The organism is Oscillospiraceae bacterium CM (assembly GCA_022870705.1).
Classification (GTDB): domain Bacteria; phylum Bacillota; class Clostridia; order Oscillospirales; family Oscillospiraceae; genus Sporobacter.
The window spans coordinates 1,012,067-1,032,672 of the sequence record CP072107.1; the positions used below are offsets into that span (position 1 = coordinate 1,012,067).

A 20,606-nucleotide genomic window follows, 5' to 3' on the forward strand; every position below is an offset into this window, starting at 1 on the left:
CTGCGAAGCCTCTTGCGAACTTGTTTGTTACCGTCTGTAACTCACGAGTGCACGCTTTTTGCAGCATAAATCGCCTTTACTTCGCTTTTAAAAAAGTAAAAGTAGTAATATGTGCCTGCAAAAAGAACGTTTTTCATAAAAAAAACCTCTCGTAACAACGGTAATACTTCATTTACTCTAGCATAATGGGCATGGCGTGTCAATAAAAATCTACAATTTGTTTCCTTTTGTTCTTATTGACAATTGCGGGATAAACAAGTAGAATCTCTGATATAATTAGTTAGACTAACTAATTGGCTGAGCGGCTGATCGGTTTAGACAGATCAAATAACGCCGGAGCAGGCCGGCCGGATGGCGGTGAGAGCGTGCAGAATTTCCAGAAAACCCTCAATGATATGCTGATGCAGATCTACCACAATATCGTCCGTTTTGAAGAAGAGTTTCTTCAAAACAACAGCCGTATTGACCTGACGATCCGTGAAATGCACTTGATCGAATGCGTCGGCACCGATAAAAACGGGAAGACGGTCAGCGAGATCGCCGACTACCTCAAGGTGGCCAAACCGTCGGTGACGGTTGCCGTTAACAAGCTGGAGAAGAAGGGGTATCTCAGCAAAAACAGCTGCCGGACGGACGGGCGTGTCGTCCGCGTCACGCTCACGCGTGAGGGCCGGAAGATTGACGCGTATCACAAGCGCTACCATCTGAGCATGATCCATGAAATTGAGAATGAATTTGGTGAAGACGAGCAGGCCTACGTCGTCCGCGTCATCGCCAGGCTGAATAAATTTTTCGAAAAAGGCGTTGGAGCAGCGACATGAGTTTTAAAATCCTCGGAACAGGTCATTACGTGCCAGAGCGCGTATTGACAAATGATGAAATGTCCACCATGGTGGAAACCTCGGATGAGTGGATAGCACAGCGTGTCGGCATCCGTGAGCGGCGCGTTTGTACGACGGAAACGGCATCGGAGCTGGCGTTTAAGGCGGCGGAAAAAGCTCTTGAGATGAGCGGCGTCAAGCCGGAGGAGCTCGATATGATCCTTTGCGCGACCATCAGCGCAGACGACGCGTCTCCCTCGATGGCATGCATGGTTCAAAATCTTTTGGGCGCTTCCTGCCCGGCAATGGATATCAGCGCCGCGTGCAGCGGCTTCATCTATATGCTGGACACGGCCGCCGGTTTTTTTGCGCGCGGCAAGGTGAAAAAAATGCTTGTCGTCGGGGCTGAGCGGTTAAGCCGCCTTGTCGACTGGACCGACCGGAACACCTGCGTCATTTTTGCCGACGGCGCCGGTGCCGCCGTTTTGGGTGCGGGCGACAACTACCTGTCCTCAAAGCTCTTTGCAAAGGGCGGCGATACCGTTATTAAAATTCCGAATTATCAGGGGACATCGCCGTTTTATCAGGTCGAATCACCGTCGCCGTACATTAAAATGAACGGCCAGGAGACGTTTAAGTTTGCCGTCAACGCCATGGCGGGAGACCTCGCCGAAGTCATTGAGAGCGCGGGCATCACACAAAGCGACATCGCGTGGGTGATTCCGCACCAGGCCAATCTGCGCATTATTGACGCGGCCGGGCGCAAGCTCGATATTCCGGCCGAACGCTTTGCTAAAAACATTGAAAAATACGGCAACACCTCAGCGGCCAGCATCCCGATTTTAATCGACGAGCTTCACCGGGACGGCCAGTTTAAGAACGGGGATTATATCGCCCTGTGCAGCTTTGGCGGCGGCCTGTCAAGCGCGGCGTGCGTCATCCGCTGGGGCGACTGAATACAGGTTATATTCCGGGCTGTCAAACGCCGGGGATGATAATACAAACAGGAGGAATAACAGATGGTTTTTGAGAAAATTGCAGCTTTAATTGCGGAGCATTTCGGCAGTGACGTGGAGACAATTACGGAAGACACCACCTTTGAGTCCCTCGGGATCGATTCGCTGGACACCGTTGAAATGGTCATGCAGCTGGAAGAGGATCTCGGCATCGAAATCGAGCTCGAGGAAAAGCTTGCAACCGTCGGCGAGCTCGCCAAGTTTATTGAATCCAAAATGGGCTGAAGACCCCTGCCGTCAAACCCGCCGGAGTCATCCGGCGGGCGGCAAAACTTGAGTAAAACCGGATGGAGCGGATAATGGGAAAGACAGCGTTTATTTTTTCAGGCCAGGGGGCCCAGTACATCGGCATGGGCAAGGCGCTTTATGAGACCAGCGCCGCCGCGCGGGCGGTGTTCGATATGGCCGACAGCGCTCGGCCGGGGACGACGGCGCAGTGCTTTGACGGCGACCCCGCCGCGCTAACGCGGACGGAAAACACACAGCCGTGCCTTTTCTGCGTTGATCTTGCCGCCGCTGCCGCTTTGAGAGAAGCCGGTGTCGAGCCGCAGCTGCTGGCTGGGTTCTCCCTCGGTGAAATCGCGGCGCTCGCATTTTCCGGCACCGTCACATACGAAGCTGGCTTTCGGATGGTCTGCCGCCGCGCTGCGCGGATGCAAAAGGCGTCCGACGAAGCACCCGCATCCATGGTTGCCGTTTTAAAGCTCGACGATGAGACGGTCGTTTCGCTCTGCCAAGCGTTTGACAAGGTTTATCCTGTTAATTTCAACAGCCCGGGTCAGGTCGTCGTCTCCGGCGACGTTGACGCGCTGGAAGGTTTTAAAGCGCTCGTCAAGGAAAAGGGCGGAAAAGCCATGCCGCTTAAAGTCGGCGGCGGCTTTCATTCTCCCTTCATGGCACCGGCTGCCGACGCTTTTTTAACCGATTTAGAAGAATTTGTCGTCACACCGCCGTCGCTGATGCTTTTTTCAAATGTCACGGCGCGGCCATATGAGGATGATTTTAAAGCGCTCTTATCCCAGCAGATCAAAAGCCCCGTTCGGTGGCGCGAAACAGTTGAAAATATGATTTCCGAGGGTGCCGATACGTTTATCGAGGTTGGCCCCGGAAAAGTTCTCTCAGGCCTTGTTGCCAGAATATCCGATTCGGTTCGCGTCTTCAACGTTGAGGATGCGGAAAGTCTTCAAAAAACTGTCGCGGAGGTCAGCGCACATGCTTAACGGAAAAGTGGCCATCATTACGGGCGCGTCACGCGGGATCGGAAGGGCAATTGCCCTGAAATTTGCCGAACTCGGCGCCGATATCGCCGTTATTTACGCCGGAAATGAAGAAAAAGCGCGTGAGGTTGTCGAAGCGGCCCGCCAAAAATCAGTCCGGGCGGAAGCCTTCCAATGCAATGTGGCTGATTTTAATGCCGTCAAAGAGACGGTGGAAGCCGTTAAAAATGCCCTTGGCCCAGTGGATATTCTCGTCAATAACGCCGGGATAACAAAGGACGGGCTCGTAATGTCGATGAAGGAAGAAGCCTTTGACGACGTGCTTGACACAAACCTCAAGGGCGCTTTCAATATGATCCGGCACTGCTGTTCGATGTTTGTGAAAAAGCGCAGCGGCAAAATTATAAACATCAGTTCCGTTGCCGGTCTGTTCGGCAATCCCGGCCAGGCCAATTACGCCGCGTCGAAGGCGGGCCTCATTGGGCTGACCAAATCCGTCGCGCGGGAGCTGGCGTCCCGCAACGTTTGCTGCAACGCCATCGCCCCCGGCTTCATCCGTACGGATATGACGGAGAATATCACGGCTGACAACCCCCTGATGGCCGGTATACCGCTTGGGCGCGTCGGGGAAGCCGAAGAGATCGCAGAATTGGCCGCATTTCTCGCGCAGGACTGCTCCAACTATATAACCGGCGAGGTTATTCGTGTGGACGGCGGCCTTGCTATGTAAGAGACAGGAGAGATTAGATGAACAGAGTCGTCGTTACAGGTCTGGGCGCTGTGACCCCGGTCGGCAATGATATCAAAACGATGTGGGAAAACATCGTTGCGGGTCATCACGGCATCGGCCCGATCACAAAATTTGACTGCACCGACTATAAAGCCAAGCTTGCCGCCGAGGTCAAGGATTTCGACCCGCTGCTCTATATGGACAAGGGCGACGCCCGCCGCAGTGATTTGTACGCGCAGTACGCCATGGCTTCGGCATGTCAGGCCGTCGCGGATAGCGGTATCATCGGGCACGTTTCCCCGGAACGCCTCGCCGTTTATTTCAGCTCCGGCATCGGCGGTATCAATACGCTGACGGAGGAGCAGAACAAGCTGATGGCAGGCGGGCCTAGAAAGGTATCGCCCCTCTTTATCCCGATGATGATTTCCAATATCGCTGCCGGCAACATTGCCATCCGTTTTGGTGCCAAAGGCACCTGCCTGTGCATCGTGACGGCCTGCGCCACCGGCTCCAACTCCATCGGCGAAGCCTTCCGCGCTATTAAGCACGGCTATGCCGACGCCGCCATTACCGGCGGCAGCGAAGCTGCTGTTATGCCGATTTCCATCGCCGGGTTTACGAACATGACGGCGCTCACAACATCTGTTGACCCGGATGCGGCCTCACTGCCGTTTGACAAGCGCCGCGGCGGCTTCGTCATGGGCGAGGGCGCCGGAACGCTGATTTTGGAGGAATACGAGCACGCCAAGCAGCGCGGCGCGAAAATCTACGCCGAGGTCGTGGGCTACGGCTCAACGTGTGACGCCCATCATATTACGGCACCTGACCCGCAGGCAGAATCGAGCGCCCGCGCCATTCGTGACGCGTTTTTGGAAGACGGCCGGGCGTTTGACGGGAAAATATACTTAAACGCGCACGGTACCGGGACGCCGCTTAACGACGCCTCCGAGACCGTTGCCGTCAAAAAAGCCTTTGGTGACAGGATCGATGATATCCTTGTCAGCTCCACCAAGTCGATGACGGGTCATATGCTCGGTGCCGCCGGCGCCGTCGAGGCCATTATCTCTGTTTTGGCGCTCCAAACCGGCATCGTGCCGCCGACAGCCAATCTCCGGGAAAAAGACCCCGCGTGTGATCTTGACTATGTACCGCTTGAGGCACGCCAAGCCGACCCGACGGCGGCACTCTCGGTATCGATCGGTTTCGGCGGTCACAACGCGTGTGTGGCTTTTGCGAAAATTTGAACAAGCAAACGGCTTGCTCATGCATATTATAACAGTGCCGTTACTGACGGCGGATTGGGGCTAAAAAATGGAGTTTAACGACATCAAGCAATTAGCGGCCCTCATGCGGGATATGGGCCTTGTCACACTCGATTATACCGACGGCGCAGCCAGTATCCGATTGGAACGCGCCGCGGCCGTTGTGCAGGCAGCGCCTGTCGCCGTTGAAGTAAAGGCAGCCGAGCCGGTTGCTGCCGTGCCGGATTCAGCCGCCGGGACGTATACTGTAACCTCTCCGATGGTCGGCGTCTTCTATGCCGCGCCCGCGACCGACAAGCAGCCGTACGTTTCGCTCGGCGATCATGTCAACGTTGGCGACGTCTTGTGCATCATCGAAGCGATGAAAATGATGAACGAGATTACCGCCGAAAAAAGCGGCGTGATCACGGAAATCTGCGCCGGGAACAAGCAGATCGTTGAATACGGTCATCCGCTGTTCCGCATCAGTCAGGATTAATGCCGCGCGTCGGCAAGGCAAAGGGGACGAGAGCTTGAATCAGACAGAAATCATGAAAATTTTGCCGCACCGCGACAATATGCTGCTTATTGAGACGGCTGAGCTGGTTGACGGCAAAGCCCGCGGCACGTATCATGTGCGCGGGGACGAGTGGTTTTTAAAGGGGCATTTTCCCGGAAACCCTGTTGTGCCGGGTGTCATTCTGTGCGAGATTCTCGCGCAGTCGGCATGCGTGCTGCTCGCAAACGGCAATGCCGAAGGGGCCATCCCGTATTTTACGGGCATCGACAATGTCCGTTTCAAGTCGCCCGTCAAGCCGGGCGACACCATTGAGACGGAATGCGTCATCACGAAATCACGTCCGCCGTTTTTCTTTGCCGAAGGGCAGGCCACGGTGGGCGGTAAGCTTTGCGTCAAGGCGTCGTTTTCCTTTGCCCTCATTAAGCCATAGCACGCGAATATCATAAGCCGCATCGTGTTCATGACACGACAGGCTTTTAGGGGTGACACTGTGTTTTCAAAAATTCTGATCGCTAACCGCGGCGAGGTTGCCATCCGCATCATCCGGGCGTGCAAGGAAATGGGTATTTCGACAGTTGCCGTCTACTCGGTAGCCGACAAAGAATCCCTGCATGTGGCGCTCGCTGACCAGAGCGTCTGCATCGGAGAGGCCTCACCGCTTGACAGCTATTTAAATGCCGAGCGTATCATCAGCGCGGCGCTCATCACAAACGCCGAAGCCATTCATCCGGGCTACGGCTTTTTGTCGGAGAGCCCCCGCTTTGCCGAGCTCTGCGCTAAAAACGGCATCGAGTTTATCGGCCCGTCAGCCGAGGTCATCGCCCTGATGGGCGACAAGGACAAGGCGCGGCAGGTGATGAAAAAGGCCGGCGTCCCGATTATTCCGGGCACCGATATATTAAATAACGCGCAGGAGGCGCTCGACGCGGCTGAAAAAATCGGTTATCCTGTTTTAATTAAGGCGCGCTCCGGCGGCGGCGGCAAGGGTATCCGCATCATTACCGTGCCGGAGGAGATGGAAAACGCCTTTTTAACGGCCTCGCATGAGGCGCTGGAGGCGTTCGGTGACGGGGCCGTCTATCTCGAAAAACAGATCAAGCCTGCCAAGCATATCGAGATTCAGATTCTTGCCGATGAGACGCACAACACAGTTTGTCTCGCCGAGCGCGAGTGCTCGATTCAGCGCAACAACCAAAAGCTCATTGAAGAGTCGCCATCCCCTGGCGTTAACGACACGCTGCGCGCGGAGATGACGCAGGCGGCCATCAAAGCCGCTAAAACGGTCGGTTACTGCAACGCCGGGACGATTGAATTCCTGCTCGATCTAAACGGCAAATTTTATTTTATGGAAATGAACGTCCGGCTGCAGGTTGAGCACGCGATCACTGAGCAGGTCACCGGCATCGATATTGTCAAATGGCAGATACGAATCGCCGCGGGCGTCCCGCTTGACGTCACCCAGAAGGACATTGTCATTGAGGGCAGTTCGATTGAATGCCGAATCAATGCCGCCGCCGTCGGGAAGGTAACGTTTTTGCACATCCCGGGCGGGCCGCGCGTCCGCTTTGACAGCGCCTTGTGGACGGGATACGTCGTTCCGCCGTTTTATGACTCTCTGTTAGGCAAGCTTATTGTGCATGCCAAAACGCGCGAGGAGGCCATCCGAAAAATGCAGGCGTCCCTCTGCGAGCTTGTCATTGACGGCGTGGCCAACAACATCGACGAGCAGATATCAATTGTGAGCGACCCGGTCTTTATTCGGGGTGATTACAATACTAATTTTATAAAAGAACGTGGTGAACGCACATGACGCTGGACGCGTTTTTTAAGAAGCCGAAAAACGAGCTGGAAAAGGGCGGGCGGCTGCCGCCCCGCAAGGCCGAGACGGAGTATGAGATTTCAGAAAAATGCCCCGCCTGCGGTAATGACATTCCACTGAGCCTACTGTGGGAAAACCTGCACGTCTGCCGCTGCGGGCACTGCTTCCGCATGAACTCCCGCCAGAGAATCCGCTTTTTGACGGATAAGGACAGCTTCCGCGAGCTGTATGGCGACATGGAAAGCGTTGACCTGCTCAATTTCCCGGGTTACAAGGAAAAGCTGGAGAGCATCCGTGTCTCCGCCCGTGAGAAGGAGGCCGTCATCTGCGGTGAAGCGACGGTCGGCCTGAATCCCTGCGCGCTTTTCGTCATGGAGCCGTACTTCATGATGGGCAGCATGGGCACTGTCGTGGGTGAGAAAATCACGCGGTTGTTTGAATATGCAACGGAAAAGCGTCTGCCGGTCATTGGCTGCACCGTCTCCGGCGGGGCACGCATGCAGGAGGGGATTCTCTCGCTCATGCAAATGGCCAAAACGAGCGGCGCCGTGCAACGGCACAGCGATGCCGGACTTTTATATTTGACAATTCTCACAGACCCGACAACGGGCGGCGTCACAGCCAGCTTCGCCATGGAGGGTGATATCATCATCGCCGAGCCGGGCGCGACGATCGGCTTTGCCGGGGCGCGGCTCGTTGAGCAGACCGTGCGTAAAAAGCTGCCGGCCGGTTTCCAAAAGGCGGAGACGGTTTTGGAGCACGGCTTTGTCGACATGATCGTCCCGCGTGCCGAACAGCGGCGCGTCATCTCGACGCTTTTGTCAATGCATAGGGGTTAGGTGTCATATGAAAACTGCTTATGAATACGTCACAGCCGCGCGGTCAAAGGATCGCCAGACAGGCCTTGACTTTATTGATCGGATATTCAACAGCTTCATTGAAATGCATGGTGACCGCCGCTTTGCCGACGATCCGGCTATCGTCGGCGGTGTCGCCTTTTTGGAGGGCGTTCCCGTCACGGTGATAGCTTCCGAAAAAGGGCGCGATACGAAAAGTCGTATCAAGCGCAATTTCGGTATGGCAAACCCGGAAGGGTACCGCAAAGCGCTGCGTCTGATGAAACAGGCCGAAAAGTTTCGCCGCCCCGTTGTCTGTTTTGTTGATACGTCCGGCGCGTACCCCGGTATCGGTGCCGAAGAGCGCGGGCAGGGTCAGGCGATTGCCGAAAACATTATGGAGATGATGGCGCTCCGGGTGCCGGTCTTGTCTGTCATGATCGGCGAGGGCGGCAGCGGCGGTGCACTCGCCCTCGCCGTTGCCGACGAAGTGTGGATGCTCGAGAACGCGACGTATTCCGTCATCGCGCCGGAGAGCTGCGCTAATATTTTGTGGCGCGATGTGGATAAGGCGGCCGAGGCGGCCGAGAGTTTGAAGCTCACGGCCAAAGACGCCTTTGAGCTTGGCGTTGTCGAGCGCATTATCCCCGAACGCGGCGGCGATACCGACCGCCTGTTTGCCTCGCTCGCCGGTGACATTGGTGCCTGGATCAAAAAAATGCAGCTTGTCGGCCAGGAAGAGCTGACAAATAACCGGTATAACAGATTCAGAAGAATCGGCTCAGGACGATAGCAGCCGCCGATTGGAAGAGGAGGGAGCCCATGAGGATCAAAATCACGTCGGACAGTACCTGCGATCTCTCCCAAGAACTGCTTGACCGTTATGATATTTCCGTCATTCCGCTCACGATTCTGAAAAACGGAAAATCTTACCGCGACGGCGTCGATATCACCCCGGCAGACATCTTCCGTTATGTTGAGCAAACGGGCGACTTTTGTACAACGGCTGCCGTTAACACCTTTGATTACATCCGCTTTTTTGATGCGTTTTCCGCCAAATACGACGCCGTTATTCACTTAAGCCTTGGGGCCTCGTTTTCAATGTGTCATGTGAATGCCTGTGCCGCGGCGAAGGTGCACAATAACGTTTTCGCCTTCGATACGAAAAATCTTTCAACGGGGCAGGGCCACGTCGTTATTGAAGCGGCGAAAATGGCTGAAGAAGGCCTCGACACGGCAGAGATTCTTGAAAAGCTAAGCGCACTTGTTGACCGTGTAGAGGCGAGCTTCCTCATCGACCGGCTTGATTACATATTCAAGGGGGGGCGCTGCTCGCTGGCAACGGCGCTCGGCGCAAACATCCTCCATCTGCGCACCTGCGTTGAAATCATCGGCGGAAAAATGATGGTTACCAAAAAATATCGCGGCCCGTTTGAAAGCTGCGTCGGCACGTACGTCCGAGACAAGCTCGAAGGCCGGAACGATATTGTAACGGAGCGCCTGTTTATCACGCACCCGGAAGCGACGCCCGAGGCCGTTCAAGGCGCGAGAGAGGCCGTTGCCCGCTACGCTCATTTTGACGAGGTGCTTGAAACACGCGCCGGCTGCGCCGTCTCCTGTCACTGCGGCCCGAAAACGCTGGGAATTTTGTTTATCAGAAAATAAATAAAAAGCTGTTATTCCGGATATGCTGAGTTAACGCAGATTTAACATAGCCGCTATAACAGCTTTTACTTTTGTGTTGTTTAATAAAATAACGCATAACTGTCCCCCGTTGGGCAGGATGATAAATTGAAAGACGGCGAGGGTCTTTATGGATAAAATAACCGTCCGGTCGCTGGACCTTTTTTACAGCGGCTTTCAGGCGCTGAAGGATGTTAATCTGAATATTCCGGCCGGGGAGATAACGGCGTTTATCGGCCCTTCCGGCTGTGGGAAGTCAACGCTCTTGAAGACGCTCAACAGGATGAATGACCTTGTCGAGGGCTGCCGTATCACCGGGGAAGTTTTGCTTGACGGCCAAAACATTTATGGCGCGATGGATTTGGGCCTGCTTCGTAAGCGCGTTGGCATGGTGTTTCAAAAACCGAATCCTTTTCCCATGAGCATTTACGACAACGTCGCCTATGGGCCCAGAGTTCACGGCGTTCGCGGCAAGGCCGTGCTGGATGACCTTGTCGAGCGCTCCCTCAAGGGCGCCGCCATCTGGGATGAGGTAAAAGACAGGCTCAAAAAAAACGCGCTTGGCCTCTCCGGCGGGCAACAGCAGCGGCTTTGCATCGCCCGGGCGCTTGCGGTCGTGCCGGACGTTCTCCTGATGGATGAGCCGACGAGCGCGCTGGACCCGATCTCCACCTCGAAAATAGAAGAGCTCATTTTAGAGCTTAAGGAGCACTACACCATCATCATCGTCACGCATAATATGCAGCAGGCCGCGCGCATTTCCGATAAGACGGCCTTTTTTCTGCTGGGCGAAATCGTTGAATTCGGCAATACGGAATCACTCTTTTCCGTTCCAAAGGATAAACGGACGGAGGACTACATAACGGGGAGGTTCGGCTGATGAGAACCCGCTTTGAAGAGCAGCTTGATCGGCTCAATCACGAGCTTGTTGATATGGGGGCCTTGTGCAAGGAGGCGATTTCCTCCTGCGCCAAGGCGCTGACGGAAGGGACGGAATTTTTCAGAGAGAGCGCCAAAACCGCCGAGCGCGGCATCGATCAGAAAGAGCGCGAAATCGAGAACATGTGCCTCCGGCTGCTCCTGCAGCAGCAGCCCGTGGCGCGAGACCTGCGCCTTATTTCCGCCGCGATGAAAATGATCTCCGATATGGAACGCATCGGTGACCAGGCTTACGATATTGCGGAAATCACATCATATGTCTCCGGTGAGGGCGCGCTGATTGAAAAGCTGCATCTTGCCGACATGGCGCACGCCACAACCGAAATGGTGGCAGACGCCGTCTCCGCCTTCGTCAAAAAGGATATTGCGCTGGCCCGTTCCGTCGTTGATTACGACGACATTGTCGACGACCAATTCCGGGCGATTAAGGAAGAGCTCATTGATTTAATATCCGGCGGCGACAAGCGGGGCGAAATCTTTCTCGATCTTCTCATGATCGCTAAGTATTTTGAGCGCATCGGCGACCATGCCGTCAACGTTGCCGAATGGGTCGAATATTCCATCACCGGCAGCCACCCGAAGCTCGGCGGCATCTGACCGAACCCTGCATAACGCGGCGCGGCATCGGGAAAGCTGTCACAAAGCAGTCATTTGAGATTGACAGTTGACAGAAATTTTCGTATATCATATAATATCGGCGAAGACGCCGCTTTGATGGAAAGTCCGACAGAGAACTCGCGCCACCGACTGAGAGCGCGATGCGGATGAGTAGAAAGCTGGAGAACACTTCGATGAGACCGGAAACTGAATAGAAAGTGGACGCGGCCTGCCGCGTCAATGCGGGTGGCACCGCGGGCAGTAAAAGCTGCTCGTCCCGGGAATTATGTTGATAATTTCCGGGCTTTTTTGCATTTTAGGAGGGCTTTTCATGTACAGAACACATTCCTGCAGCGCGCTGCGACAGGAGCATATCGGCCAGGCCGTCACACTTGCCGGGTGGGTTGACACGATCCGCGACCACGGCGGCGTCAAATTCCTTGACCTGCGGGACGAGACGGGCGTCACACAGATCGTTATCCACGATGATACGCTTTTGGACGGGGTCAATCGTGAAGCGGTCGTCGCCGTCGCCGGATCGGTGCGCGCGCGTGACAGTGAAACCGTCAATGAAAAGCTGCTGACCGGCACCGTTGAGTTGGCCGCCGAGCGTCTGACGCTTTTGGGCACCTGTAAGAACGCTCTGCCGTTTGATATCCGCGATTCTGTTTCAACGCGCGAGGAGGTTCGCCTGAAATACCGCTTCCTCGACCTGCGCAACCCGGTTATCCACCAGAACATCGTCCTGCGGGCGAAAATATTGAGCTTTTTAAGACGCCGGATGGAAGAGCTGGGCTTTCTGGAGATTCAGACGCCGATCTTAACGGCGTCGTCGCCGGAGGGCGCGCGGGATTATCTTGTCCCGAGCCGAAAGCACAAGGGGAAGTTTTACGCCTTACCGCAGGCGCCGCAGCAGTTTAAGCAGATGCTCATGGTGTCCGGCTTTGATAAGTATTTTCAGTTGGCGCCCTGCTTCCGTGATGAGGATGCCAGAGGCGACCGCTCGCCGGGCGAGTTTTACCAGCTCGACTTTGAGATGGCCTTTGCCGAACAGGAGGATGTGCTCACCGTCGCTGAGACGGTGCTGGCAGACACGTTTCATCAGTTCACCGACAAAGATGTGACACCGACGCCGTTTCCGCGCATCACGTTTCAGGACGCCATGCTGTGCTATGGCACCGACAAGCCGGATTTGCGCAATCCGCTCGTCATCTGCGACTTGACAGACTTTTTTGCGGGCGTTGAATTTGCCGCGTTTAAAAACAGGCCCGTTCGCGGCATCGTGGCCGACTGCGCCGCCTGCACCCGCAGCTTTTTTGAAAATTCACTCAAATACGCCCAGTCCATCGGCATGAAGGGGCTTGGTTATATCACGCTGACCGGCGGCGCTTTCAAAGGCCCAATTGAAAAGTTTTTAAGCGACGAGCAGAAGGCGTATCTGACGGCGCACTGTGCGATAAAAGAGGGACAGACGCTGTTTTTCATCTGTGACGCCCTCGAAAACGTCAATAAATTTGCCGGGCTCATCCGAACATGGCTTGGCGAAACACTTGGCATTGTCCGAAAGGACGCGTTTGAATTCTGCTTCATCGTTGATTTTCCGATGTACGAGCGCGACGCCGAGACGAATCAAATCGCGTTTACGCACAACCCGTTTTCCATGCCGCAAGGCGGGCTTAATGCGCTTGAGACGAAAAATCCGCTGGACGTTCTCGCCCATCAGTATGATGTTGTCTGTAACGGCGTCGAGCTGTCCTCCGGAGCGGTGCGCAACCATTCGCCGGAAGTTATGAAAAAGGCGTTTGAAATTGCCGGGTATTCGGAGGCGGAGCTGGAGCAGCGCTTCGGCGCCCTCTACACAGCCTTCCAATATGGCGCGCCGCCGCACGCGGGCATGGCCCCCGGCGTTGACCGCATGGTGATGCTGATTGCCGGTGAAGAGACGATCCGGGACGTCATAGCCTTCCCCTTAAACGGCAACGCGCAGGACCTCCTGATGGGCGCACCCTGCGAGGTCACGGAGCATCAGCTCAGGGACGTGCATATTAAGATACGTTAAGATTTAAGTCATATTTGTAGGGGCGATTATCAATCGCCCGTTTATGAGACAAGGACAACACGGGAGACGGCTCGTCGCCCATACACGAAAAACCACAGGTGCATGCGATTATGCACAAAGGAGTGGATGTTATGATCACAATCGAGGAACTTAAAAAGCTCGCGGCGCTCTCAAAGCTGTCACTTGACGGGGAGGATACCGAGGCGCTGATTCAAGACATCAGCAGCATTCTGGCATTTGCCGATACGATCGCGCAGGCGGCTGTTGACATACCGCAGGCGGAGATGGAAGAGGATTCGTGGTGTCTGCGTGACGATTCTCTCGTCCCGTCGTACCCAGTTTCCGACATCCTATCAAACGCCGGTGCGCAGCAGGACGGCTATTTTGTCGCCCGGAAGCGGGGAGGGCTTTTATCATGACGACGATTCAAGCCGTTCACCATTTGCTGACCAACAGGGAAGTGACGTGCCGGGAGCTGACCGTCCGCTATCTCAAGGCCGCTGACGATGTAAACCCCCAGGTCAACGCCTATATTTCCCTGACAAAAGAGGCGGCGCTTGCAGCAGCCGACGCTGTCGACAAAAAGCTCTGCCGGGGCGAAGCGCTTGCACCCCTGGAGGGTGTGCCGTTTTGCCTGAAGGACAATATATCAACAAAAGGCCTCGCGACGACGTGCGCCTCGCATATGCTGGAAAACTACGTGCCCATTTATGACGCCGCCATCTGGGAGGCGCTCGGCACGCAAAACGCCATCCTCGTCGGCAAGGGCAACATGGATGAATTCGCCATGGGCTCAACGTGTGAAAATTCGTATTTCGGCGGCTCAAAAAACCCCCACAATCTGGGGCATGTCGCTGGGGGCAGCTCCGGCGGCGTTGCCGCAGCCGTGGCCGCAAACATCGCCGTTTACGGCATCGGCTCCGATACGGGCGGCAGCATCCGTATGCCGGCGTCCTTTTGCGGCCTCGTCGGACTGAAGCCAACGTACGGCGCGGTGTCGCGCCGTGGGCTCATTGCCTACGGCTCATCGCTTGACCAGATCGGGCCGATCACAACGTGCGTTGAGGATGCCGCGCTTGTTTTTGATGCGATCTGTGAGAAAGACCCCGGCGATATGACGTCCCGCGGTGCTGCCCCGGTGGCGGACAGACTGACGGGTGATATCAAGGGGCTCAAAATCGGTATAGCCAGCGAGTTTTTCGAAGGCTTGAGCGGCGATGTTGACAAAGCGCTGTCAGATGCCGTTGCCCTTTATGAAAAGCTCGGGGCGGAAATTGTGCCGCTTCATTTCCCGCTGCTTCAATACGTTTTGCCGACTTATTATATCATCGCCTGCGCCGAGGCGTCGTCCAACCTCGGGCGGTATGACGGCCTGCGATACGGCCACCAGGCGCCATCGTTTTCCGATTTAAACGATTTCATCTGCCGGACGCGCACGGAGGGCTTCGGTAAAGAGGTGCGCCGCCGGATTCTATTGGGCACGTATGTTTTAAGTGCCGGGTATTACGATGCCTACTACAATAAGGCGCAGCAGCTGCGGCGCGCCATTGTCCGTGAATTCTCCGACATGTTTGCCCGCTGTGACGTAATCCTGACGCCGACAGTGCCGGTCACAGCGCTGCAATTCGGCGCGGACCTCTCGCCTGTCGAGACATATCAGACGGATATCTGCACCTGCTCCGTAAACATTGCTGGGCTTCCCGCTGTGTCGATTCCGTGCGGCGTGGACAGCAAGAGCCTGCCGATTGGTCTGCAGCTCATCGGCGGTCGCTTCCGGGAGGCGACGGTCTTGAATGCGGCGCTCGCCTTCGAACGCGAGACGGCGCGGTCTTATCTGAAGACGGCTGACATGGGGGTGGCACTGTGACGTACGAAATGGTCATCGGGCTCGAAACGCATGTGGAGCTCTCAACAAAGTCTAAAATATTCTGCTCCTGCACAACGGCGTTCGGCGGCGCGCCGAACACGCACTGCTGCCCCATCTGTACGGGCCAGCCCGGCAGTCTCCCCGTCTTGAACAAGAGCGTCGTCCAATACGCCGTCACGGCGGGGCTTGCCTTGAACTGCCGCATCAATAGGCATTCCGTTATGGCGCGCAAGCATTACGTCTATCCCGACCTGCCGAAGGCGTATCAGATTTCGCAGTATGAGCTGCCCTTGTGCGAGGGCGGCTGGGTCGAGCTGTCCGGCGGCAAGCGCATCAATTTAACGCGCATCCACATCGAAGAGGATGCGGGCAAGCTCGTCCATCAGGGCAGCGCTGTATTTGTCGATTATAACCGCGGCGGGGTCCCACTCATCGAAATTGTCTCAGAGCCCGATTTCAGAAGCGCCGAGGAGGCCACGGAATACCTCGAAAAGCTCCAGACGATTCTCCGCGCCGTCGGTGTGTCGGATTGCCGCATGCAGGAAGGCTCCATGCGCTGCGACGTCAACATTTCCCTGCGCCCGAAAGGGGAGACGGCCTTCGGTGTCCGCGCCGAGATTAAAAACCTCAATTCCTTCACGTCGGTCGCTGCCGCCATCGAGCATGAGTTTAAGCGGCAGGAGGAGATTCTCTCGTCGGGCGGTGTCGTCGTGCAGGAGACGCGGCATTTTGATGCCGATACGGGCGAGACGACGAACCTGCGCGGCAAGGAAAATGCCGATGATTACCGCTATTTCCCCGATCCGGACATTATTCCCGTCATCCTGCCGTACGACGTTTTAGAGCAGCTTGAAAGCAGCCTGCCGGAGCTGCCGGATAAAAAGCTTGCGCGGTATGTGTCACAGCTCGGCGTGCCGGAAGCCGACGCACGCATGCTGACGAAATACCGGGCTGTATCCGACTATTTTGAAAAGGCATCAGCGGGCGTGCAAAACCCTAAAACAGTCGCCACGTTCATGGTGACGCAGATGTTCGGCGTCATTCAGACGGAAGCTGAGCGCGAGCACTGGTCGCCGTCCGTCACTGCCGAGCAGCTTGGTGAACTCACGCGGCTTCTGGAAAGCGATAAAATAAGCCGCAATCTCGCCAAGCGTGTCTTCTCGCAAATGCTTGAAACCGGGAAACCGGCAACGGCCTTTATCACGGAGGAGGACATGGCGGGGTTTGACGCGTCGGCACTTAAAGCCCTGTGCCAAAAAGCCATCGATGATAATCCTAAATCGGTTGACGATTATAAAGCCGGTAAGGAAAAGGCCATCAAGGCGCTCGTCGGGGCTGTCATGCGCGAGTCAAAAGGCCGCGCCAACGCCCTTGCGGCTGAGGAAGAACTGAAAAAGCTGATCATCGGCTGAATTTAAAAACACAAAACACATTGTCACCAATATCGTAAGATATGTTGACAATGTGTTTTTTTTCTTTTAGAATAATCAAAACGCTGGACGGGTGATGCGCATGGAATTGAAAAGCGCCGTTTTAAAAGCGCTGGAAGACAATAGGGGGCAGTACATTTCGGGCAGTGCGCTGGCAGCGCGGCTTTTCGTCAGCCGCAACGCCGTCTGGAAGGCCGTGAAAGCACTTGAAGAGGAAGGTCATCAGATTCAGGCTGTGACGAACAAAGGCTACTGCCTGCTGCCGGAGAGCGATATCCTCTCCGCGGCTGCCATTGAAAAGCACCTGGGCGACCGCGCCGGGACGTTTAAAATAGAGGTTGTCAAACAAACGACCTCGACGAATGCTTCCCTAAAGGAAAAAGCGTCTGACGGAGCCCCGGAAGGGGCAGTATTAGCCTCATGTGAGCAGACGAGTGGGCGCGGGCGGCAAGGCCGTTCCTTTTACTCGCCTGGCGACACGGGTGTCTACTTCAGCCTTTTGCTGCGGCCGCGCCTGTCTGCGATGGACGCCGCGCTGATAACGGCAGCGGCCGCCGTTGCCGCCTGCGAGGCTATCGAGGCCGTCGCCGGCAAACAGGCGTCAATCAAATGGGTCAACGATTTATTTGTCGGCGGCAAAAAGGTCTGCGGTATCCTGACAGAGGGCGCGTTCGACATGGAAAGCGGCGGTCTGGATTATGTCGTCGTCGGCATCGGCATCAACGTGGCGCTGCCGTCGGGCGGTTTTCCAGAAGACTTGCGCGACGTTGCGGGGGCGCTCTATGAGGGCGCGGCGCCGTCCGGCGTTAAGGCGCGCCTTATTGCCGAGGTTTTAAAACGCCTGTGGCAGTATTATGAGAAGCTCGGTGATAAACCGTTTTTGACGCCTTACAAAAAGCGCTCGTTTCTCATCGGCCAGGATGTCGACGTTCTGGCAGGTGACAAAACGCGAAAAGCCTGCGCCATCGATATTGACGATGACTGCCGTCTGATTGTTCGATATGATGACGGGTCGATTGAGGCGCTTTCGTCCGGTGAGGTGCGCGTCCGGCCGCGCCGTGCGCCATGCGGCACAGATAATAAATGAAAGACAGGGAAATAAAAATGAAAAACATGAGCATCAGAAACATGGTATTTACAGCGCTTTTCGCAGCGCTGATCTGCGTGGCGTCCCCCTTCGTGATTCCGATCGGCCCGATCCCGCTGTCGCTGGCGACGCTCGCGATTTACCTTGCGGCCTCGGTCCTCAACTGGAAATACGGGACACTTGCCGTGATCGTTTACATTCTGCTCGGCGCTGTCGGCCTGCCGGTCTTCTCCGGGTTTACCGGCGGGGTGCAAAAGCTGGTTGGCGTAACGGGCGGCTTTATCATCGGGTATATCCCGTGCGCTTTTGTTATCGGCCTGCTTGTTGATAAATTTGAGCTTAAGAAGTGGATATATCCAGTTGCGATGGTACTTGGGACGATCGTGCTGTACGCCTGCGGCACGGCCTGGTTTATTCATGTCACTGGGGCACCGTTTCAAAAGGCGCTCACGCTGTGCGTCCTGCCGTTTCTTCTCGGCGACGCGATAAAAATCGCTTTAGCCTCCCTCATCGCACCGGTTCTGCGAAAAACGCTGAAAAAACAAGTGATATAAAGTATGCAGCGCGAGCTGGGGTAGACAGTGTGTCCGCCCCAGCTTTTTTCTGCCGTAAGAGCCTTTTGCAAAACAGGTGGCGCTATGGTAAACTGATGGCAAATATCGGGTGGGGAGGCGCGTATGGCGGAGCTCAACACGGCTATCCAATATATTAAGGGCGTTGGCGAGGCGCGCGCGAAAGCGATGGCGCGCCTCGGCATCGCGACGCTTTATGACCTTATCACGTATTTTCCGCGCGCCTATGAGGATCGAACGCTCTTCAAGCCGATTGCGCTCCTCGCGCCGGGAGAAACCGTCTGTGTCCGGGCGCTGGCGGCCGTGGCCCCGCGTTTGTCACACATCCGAAAGGGGCTTGACCTAGTTAAGCTGCGCGTTGTGGACGATACGGGCAGCTTGGAGCTCACCTTTTTCAATCAAAGCTTTGTGAAAGACCAGATAAAGCCGGGCGAAACATATGTGTTTTACGGCAAGGTTACAGGCACGGCGCTGCGGCCGGAGATGCAAAGCCCCATCTTTGAAAAAGAGACGGTGCGTCAGGTGACGGGTCGTATCGTCCCGATTTACGCGCTGACGCGCGGTCTGTCGCAGAACATGATAGCAAATGCCGTCCGTCAGGGGCTTGCCGCCGTCGGGGACAGCGTGCCGGACGCTCTGCCGCCGTCTGTCCGTGAGCGGTACAAGCTGTCACAGGCGCTTTATGCCTATCACAATATTCATTTTCCGGCAGACCCGGAAGCCTTGGAGCTGGCACGGCGTCGTCTCATCTTTGAAGAGCTCTTCGTCATCGCGTCAGCCATGCGCCTCTTGCGCCGCCGCCGCGCCGCTGAAGTCGGCCGGGCGCTTGAAAACGCCGATCTGGAGTCTTTTTTCAAAGCGCTTCCGTTTGAAGCGACGGCCGCCCAGCAGCGTGCCATCTGGGAAGCCACGTCTGACATGACGCGCACTGTGCCGATGAACCGGCTTGTACAGGGCGACGTCGGCTCCGGCAAGACGGCCGTCGCGGCGGCCTGCTGCTGGCTTGCACAGGGCTCCGGCTGCCAATCGGCCGTCATGGCGCCGACAGAAATTTTAGCCGAGCAGCATTATCAAACATTGACTGCGCTGTTAGAGCCCCTCGGCGTTCGAGTCGGCCTCTTAACAGGTCGCATGACGGCGAAGCAGAAGACCGACTTTTGTAACAGACTCCGCCTTGGGGAAATTGACATTGCCGTCGGCACGCATGCGCTCTTGTCCGAGGGTGTTGACTTTTTTGACCTCGCGCTCGTCGTGACGGACGAGCAGCACCGCTTCGGCGTTGGCCAGCGCGCCGCGCTGACAAAGAAAGGCGCTGCGCCGCACGTGCTTATCATGTCGGCTACACCTATCCCGCGCACCTTGGCACTTATCATTTACGGCGATCTAGATGTCTCGGTTATTGATGAGCTCCCGCCGGGCCGTCAGACGGTTGAAACGTTTGCCGTATCGGAAGCGATGCGCCCACGGATTGAAGCTTTTATTCGTAAGCTCGTGTCAGAGGGGCGGCAGGTCTATATCGTCTGCCCGATGGTTGAGGACAGCGATACGCCGGATAATGACCTCAAATCAGCGCAGGCGTATGCTAAAAAGCTTCAAGACAGCGTTTTCCCGGACCTGCGCGTGGCGCTTGTGCACGGGCGCTTGAAAGGGAAAGAGAAAGAGGCCGTCATGGCAGCGTTTAAACGCGGCGAGACGGATATCCTCGTGGCAACGACGGTCATTGAAGTCGGCGTTGACGTGCCGAATGCCGCGCTCATCGTTGTCGAGAACGCCGACCGGTTTGGTTTAAGCCAGCTGCACCAGCTTCGCGGCCGCGTAGGCCGGGGGGCGTATCAGTCCTACTGTGTTTTGTTTGAGGGAACGGGCGGGGAGACTGCTGAGGCACGGCTTAAAATTATGTGCACCACGAACGATGGCTTTAAAATATCCGAAGAGGATTTAAAGCTCCGCGGCCCCGGTGACTTTTTTGGTTCGCGCCAGCACGGCCTGCCGGAGCTGCGCATTGCCAATCTCGCCGCGGACATGAGCGTTCTATCGCAGGCGCAGGTTGCAGCTGATGAAGTACTCGCGGGTGACCCGGCGCTGGCGTCACCGGAAAACAGGCGTCTCAAAGAACGTATTGCGGTTCTATTCGAGCTGAAAGCCGACACGCTGAATTGACAGACAGGTAAA

General features: G+C 56.0%; 21 protein-coding genes. All 21 read left to right on the plus strand.

Annotation, left to right across the window (positions count from 1 at the left end; all coding sequences use genetic code 11):
* The first annotated feature begins 365 nt into the window (after window positions 1-365).
* The 21 genes from IZU99_05075 (at window position 366) to recG (ending at window position 20,594) form a co-directional block, all read left to right on the plus strand.
* A complete protein-coding gene (locus IZU99_05075; protein ID UOO38619.1) occupies window positions 366-821 on the plus strand; it encodes a MarR family transcriptional regulator in 456 nt (151 codons plus the stop codon).
* Window positions 818-1,777, plus strand: coding sequence for a ketoacyl-ACP synthase III (locus IZU99_05080; GenBank protein ID UOO38620.1), 960 nt, complete (start codon window positions 818-820; stop codon window positions 1,775-1,777). The genes IZU99_05075 and IZU99_05080 overlap by 4 nt, the downstream gene beginning before the upstream one ends.
* Window positions 1,778-1,840: 63 nt before the next feature.
* Complete coding sequence (locus tag IZU99_05085; GenBank protein ID UOO38621.1) at window positions 1,841-2,062, plus strand: acyl carrier protein; 222 nt, start codon at window positions 1,841-1,843, stop codon at window positions 2,060-2,062.
* A 74-nt stretch (window positions 2,063-2,136) separates the two neighbouring features.
* Window positions 2,137-3,057, plus strand: coding sequence for an ACP S-malonyltransferase (gene fabD, locus IZU99_05090; protein ID UOO38622.1), 921 nt, complete (start codon window positions 2,137-2,139; stop codon window positions 3,055-3,057).
* On the plus strand, window positions 3,050-3,784 hold the full coding sequence (fabG, locus tag IZU99_05095; GenBank protein ID UOO38623.1) for a 3-oxoacyl-[acyl-carrier-protein] reductase: 735 nt from the start codon (window positions 3,050-3,052) through the stop codon (window positions 3,782-3,784). The genes fabD and fabG overlap by 8 nt, the downstream gene beginning before the upstream one ends.
* A gap of 17 nt (window positions 3,785-3,801) precedes the next feature.
* Window positions 3,802-5,028, plus strand: a complete 1,227-nt coding sequence (gene fabF / locus IZU99_05100) for a beta-ketoacyl-ACP synthase II (GenBank protein ID UOO38624.1) — start codon at window positions 3,802-3,804, stop codon at window positions 5,026-5,028.
* A gap of 67 nt (window positions 5,029-5,095) precedes the next feature.
* Window positions 5,096-5,524 (plus strand): acetyl-CoA carboxylase biotin carboxyl carrier protein, encoded by a 429-nt coding sequence (gene accB / locus IZU99_05105; protein UOO38625.1) that lies wholly within the window; start codon window positions 5,096-5,098, stop codon window positions 5,522-5,524.
* Between the two features lie 34 nt (window positions 5,525-5,558).
* A complete protein-coding gene (gene fabZ / locus IZU99_05110) occupies window positions 5,559-5,975 on the plus strand; it encodes a 3-hydroxyacyl-ACP dehydratase FabZ (protein UOO38626.1) in 417 nt (138 codons plus the stop codon).
* Between the two features lie 60 nt (window positions 5,976-6,035).
* A complete protein-coding gene (locus tag IZU99_05115) occupies window positions 6,036-7,355 on the plus strand; it encodes an acetyl-CoA carboxylase biotin carboxylase subunit (GenBank protein ID UOO38627.1) in 1,320 nt (439 codons plus the stop codon).
* The gene (accD, locus tag IZU99_05120) at window positions 7,352-8,203 is read left to right on the plus strand and encodes an acetyl-CoA carboxylase, carboxyltransferase subunit beta (GenBank protein UOO38628.1); all 852 of its coding nucleotides are present in this window, start codon (window positions 7,352-7,354) and stop codon (window positions 8,201-8,203) included. Before IZU99_05115 ends, accD begins: the two co-directional genes overlap by 4 nt.
* Before the next feature lie 7 nt (window positions 8,204-8,210).
* Window positions 8,211-8,993 (plus strand): acetyl-CoA carboxylase carboxyltransferase subunit alpha, encoded by a 783-nt coding sequence (locus IZU99_05125; GenBank protein UOO38629.1) that lies wholly within the window; start codon window positions 8,211-8,213, stop codon window positions 8,991-8,993.
* Window positions 8,994-9,022: 29 nt separating this feature from the next.
* Entirely contained in the window at window positions 9,023-9,865 is an 843-nt protein-coding gene (locus IZU99_05130; protein UOO38630.1) for a DegV family protein, read from the plus strand.
* Window positions 9,866-10,013: 148 nt separating this feature from the next.
* Window positions 10,014-10,763, plus strand: coding sequence for a phosphate ABC transporter ATP-binding protein (gene pstB / locus IZU99_05135; GenBank protein ID UOO38631.1), 750 nt, complete (start codon window positions 10,014-10,016; stop codon window positions 10,761-10,763).
* Window positions 10,763-11,419: a phosphate signaling complex protein PhoU gene (phoU, locus tag IZU99_05140; GenBank protein UOO38632.1), complete on the plus strand. Its 657-nt coding sequence runs from the start codon at window positions 10,763-10,765 to the stop codon at window positions 11,417-11,419. Before pstB ends, phoU begins: the two co-directional genes overlap by 1 nt.
* A gap of 331 nt (window positions 11,420-11,750) precedes the next feature.
* Window positions 11,751-13,478 carry an aspartate--tRNA ligase gene (gene aspS, locus IZU99_05145; GenBank protein UOO38633.1) on the plus strand — a complete coding sequence of 576 codons (1,728 nt, stop codon included), beginning with the start codon at window positions 11,751-11,753 and terminating at the stop codon, window positions 13,476-13,478.
* Between the two features lie 131 nt (window positions 13,479-13,609).
* Entirely contained in the window at window positions 13,610-13,897 is a 288-nt protein-coding gene (locus tag IZU99_05150; protein ID UOO38634.1) for a hypothetical protein, read from the plus strand.
* Window positions 13,894-15,345 carry an Asp-tRNA(Asn)/Glu-tRNA(Gln) amidotransferase subunit GatA gene (gene gatA / locus IZU99_05155; GenBank protein UOO38635.1) on the plus strand — a complete coding sequence of 484 codons (1,452 nt, stop codon included), beginning with the start codon at window positions 13,894-13,896 and terminating at the stop codon, window positions 15,343-15,345. Before IZU99_05150 ends, gatA begins: the two co-directional genes overlap by 4 nt.
* The gene (gene gatB / locus IZU99_05160) at window positions 15,342-16,757 is read left to right on the plus strand and encodes an Asp-tRNA(Asn)/Glu-tRNA(Gln) amidotransferase subunit GatB (protein UOO38636.1); all 1,416 of its coding nucleotides are present in this window, start codon (window positions 15,342-15,344) and stop codon (window positions 16,755-16,757) included. Before gatA ends, gatB begins: the two co-directional genes overlap by 4 nt.
* A gap of 100 nt (window positions 16,758-16,857) precedes the next feature.
* Entirely contained in the window at window positions 16,858-17,862 is a 1,005-nt protein-coding gene (locus IZU99_05165; protein ID UOO38637.1) for a biotin--[acetyl-CoA-carboxylase] ligase, read from the plus strand.
* Window positions 17,859-18,416: a biotin transporter BioY gene (locus IZU99_05170; protein ID UOO38638.1), complete on the plus strand. Its 558-nt coding sequence runs from the start codon at window positions 17,859-17,861 to the stop codon at window positions 18,414-18,416. The genes IZU99_05165 and IZU99_05170 overlap by 4 nt, the downstream gene beginning before the upstream one ends.
* A gap of 123 nt (window positions 18,417-18,539) precedes the next feature.
* Complete coding sequence (gene recG, locus IZU99_05175; GenBank protein UOO38639.1) at window positions 18,540-20,594, plus strand: ATP-dependent DNA helicase RecG; 2,055 nt, start codon at window positions 18,540-18,542, stop codon at window positions 20,592-20,594.
* The last annotated feature ends 12 nt before the right edge of the window (window positions 20,595-20,606 follow it).

What these genes read in the sequence shown, in the direction of transcription:
- IZU99_05080 (UOO38620.1), top strand. Translation starts at nt 818, where the DNA reads ATGAGTTTTAAAATCCTCGGAACAGGTCATTACGTGCCAGAGCGCGTA.
- IZU99_05085 (UOO38621.1), top strand. Translation starts at nt 1,841, where the DNA reads ATGGTTTTTGAGAAAATTGCAGCTTTAATTGCGGAGCATTTCGGCAGT.
- fabD (UOO38622.1), top strand. Translation starts at nt 2,137, where the DNA reads ATGGGAAAGACAGCGTTTATTTTTTCAGGCCAGGGGGCCCAGTACATC.
- fabG (UOO38623.1), top strand. Translation starts at nt 3,050, where the DNA reads ATGCTTAACGGAAAAGTGGCCATCATTACGGGCGCGTCACGCGGGATC.
- fabF (UOO38624.1), top strand. Translation starts at nt 3,802, where the DNA reads ATGAACAGAGTCGTCGTTACAGGTCTGGGCGCTGTGACCCCGGTCGGC.
- accB (UOO38625.1), top strand. Translation starts at nt 5,096, where the DNA reads ATGGAGTTTAACGACATCAAGCAATTAGCGGCCCTCATGCGGGATATG.
- accD (UOO38628.1), top strand. Translation starts at nt 7,352, where the DNA reads ATGACGCTGGACGCGTTTTTTAAGAAGCCGAAAAACGAGCTGGAAAAG.
- IZU99_05125 (UOO38629.1), top strand. Translation starts at nt 8,211, where the DNA reads ATGAAAACTGCTTATGAATACGTCACAGCCGCGCGGTCAAAGGATCGC.
- IZU99_05130 (UOO38630.1), top strand. Translation starts at nt 9,023, where the DNA reads ATGAGGATCAAAATCACGTCGGACAGTACCTGCGATCTCTCCCAAGAA.
- pstB (UOO38631.1), top strand. Translation starts at nt 10,014, where the DNA reads ATGGATAAAATAACCGTCCGGTCGCTGGACCTTTTTTACAGCGGCTTT.
- phoU (UOO38632.1), top strand. Translation starts at nt 10,763, where the DNA reads ATGAGAACCCGCTTTGAAGAGCAGCTTGATCGGCTCAATCACGAGCTT.
- aspS (UOO38633.1), top strand. Translation starts at nt 11,751, where the DNA reads ATGTACAGAACACATTCCTGCAGCGCGCTGCGACAGGAGCATATCGGC.
- IZU99_05150 (UOO38634.1), top strand. Translation starts at nt 13,610, where the DNA reads ATGATCACAATCGAGGAACTTAAAAAGCTCGCGGCGCTCTCAAAGCTG.
- gatA (UOO38635.1), top strand. Translation starts at nt 13,894, where the DNA reads ATGACGACGATTCAAGCCGTTCACCATTTGCTGACCAACAGGGAAGTG.
- IZU99_05165 (UOO38637.1), top strand. Translation starts at nt 16,858, where the DNA reads ATGGAATTGAAAAGCGCCGTTTTAAAAGCGCTGGAAGACAATAGGGGG.
- IZU99_05170 (UOO38638.1), top strand. Translation starts at nt 17,859, where the DNA reads ATGAAAGACAGGGAAATAAAAATGAAAAACATGAGCATCAGAAACATG.
- recG (UOO38639.1), top strand. Translation starts at nt 18,540, where the DNA reads ATGGCGGAGCTCAACACGGCTATCCAATATATTAAGGGCGTTGGCGAG.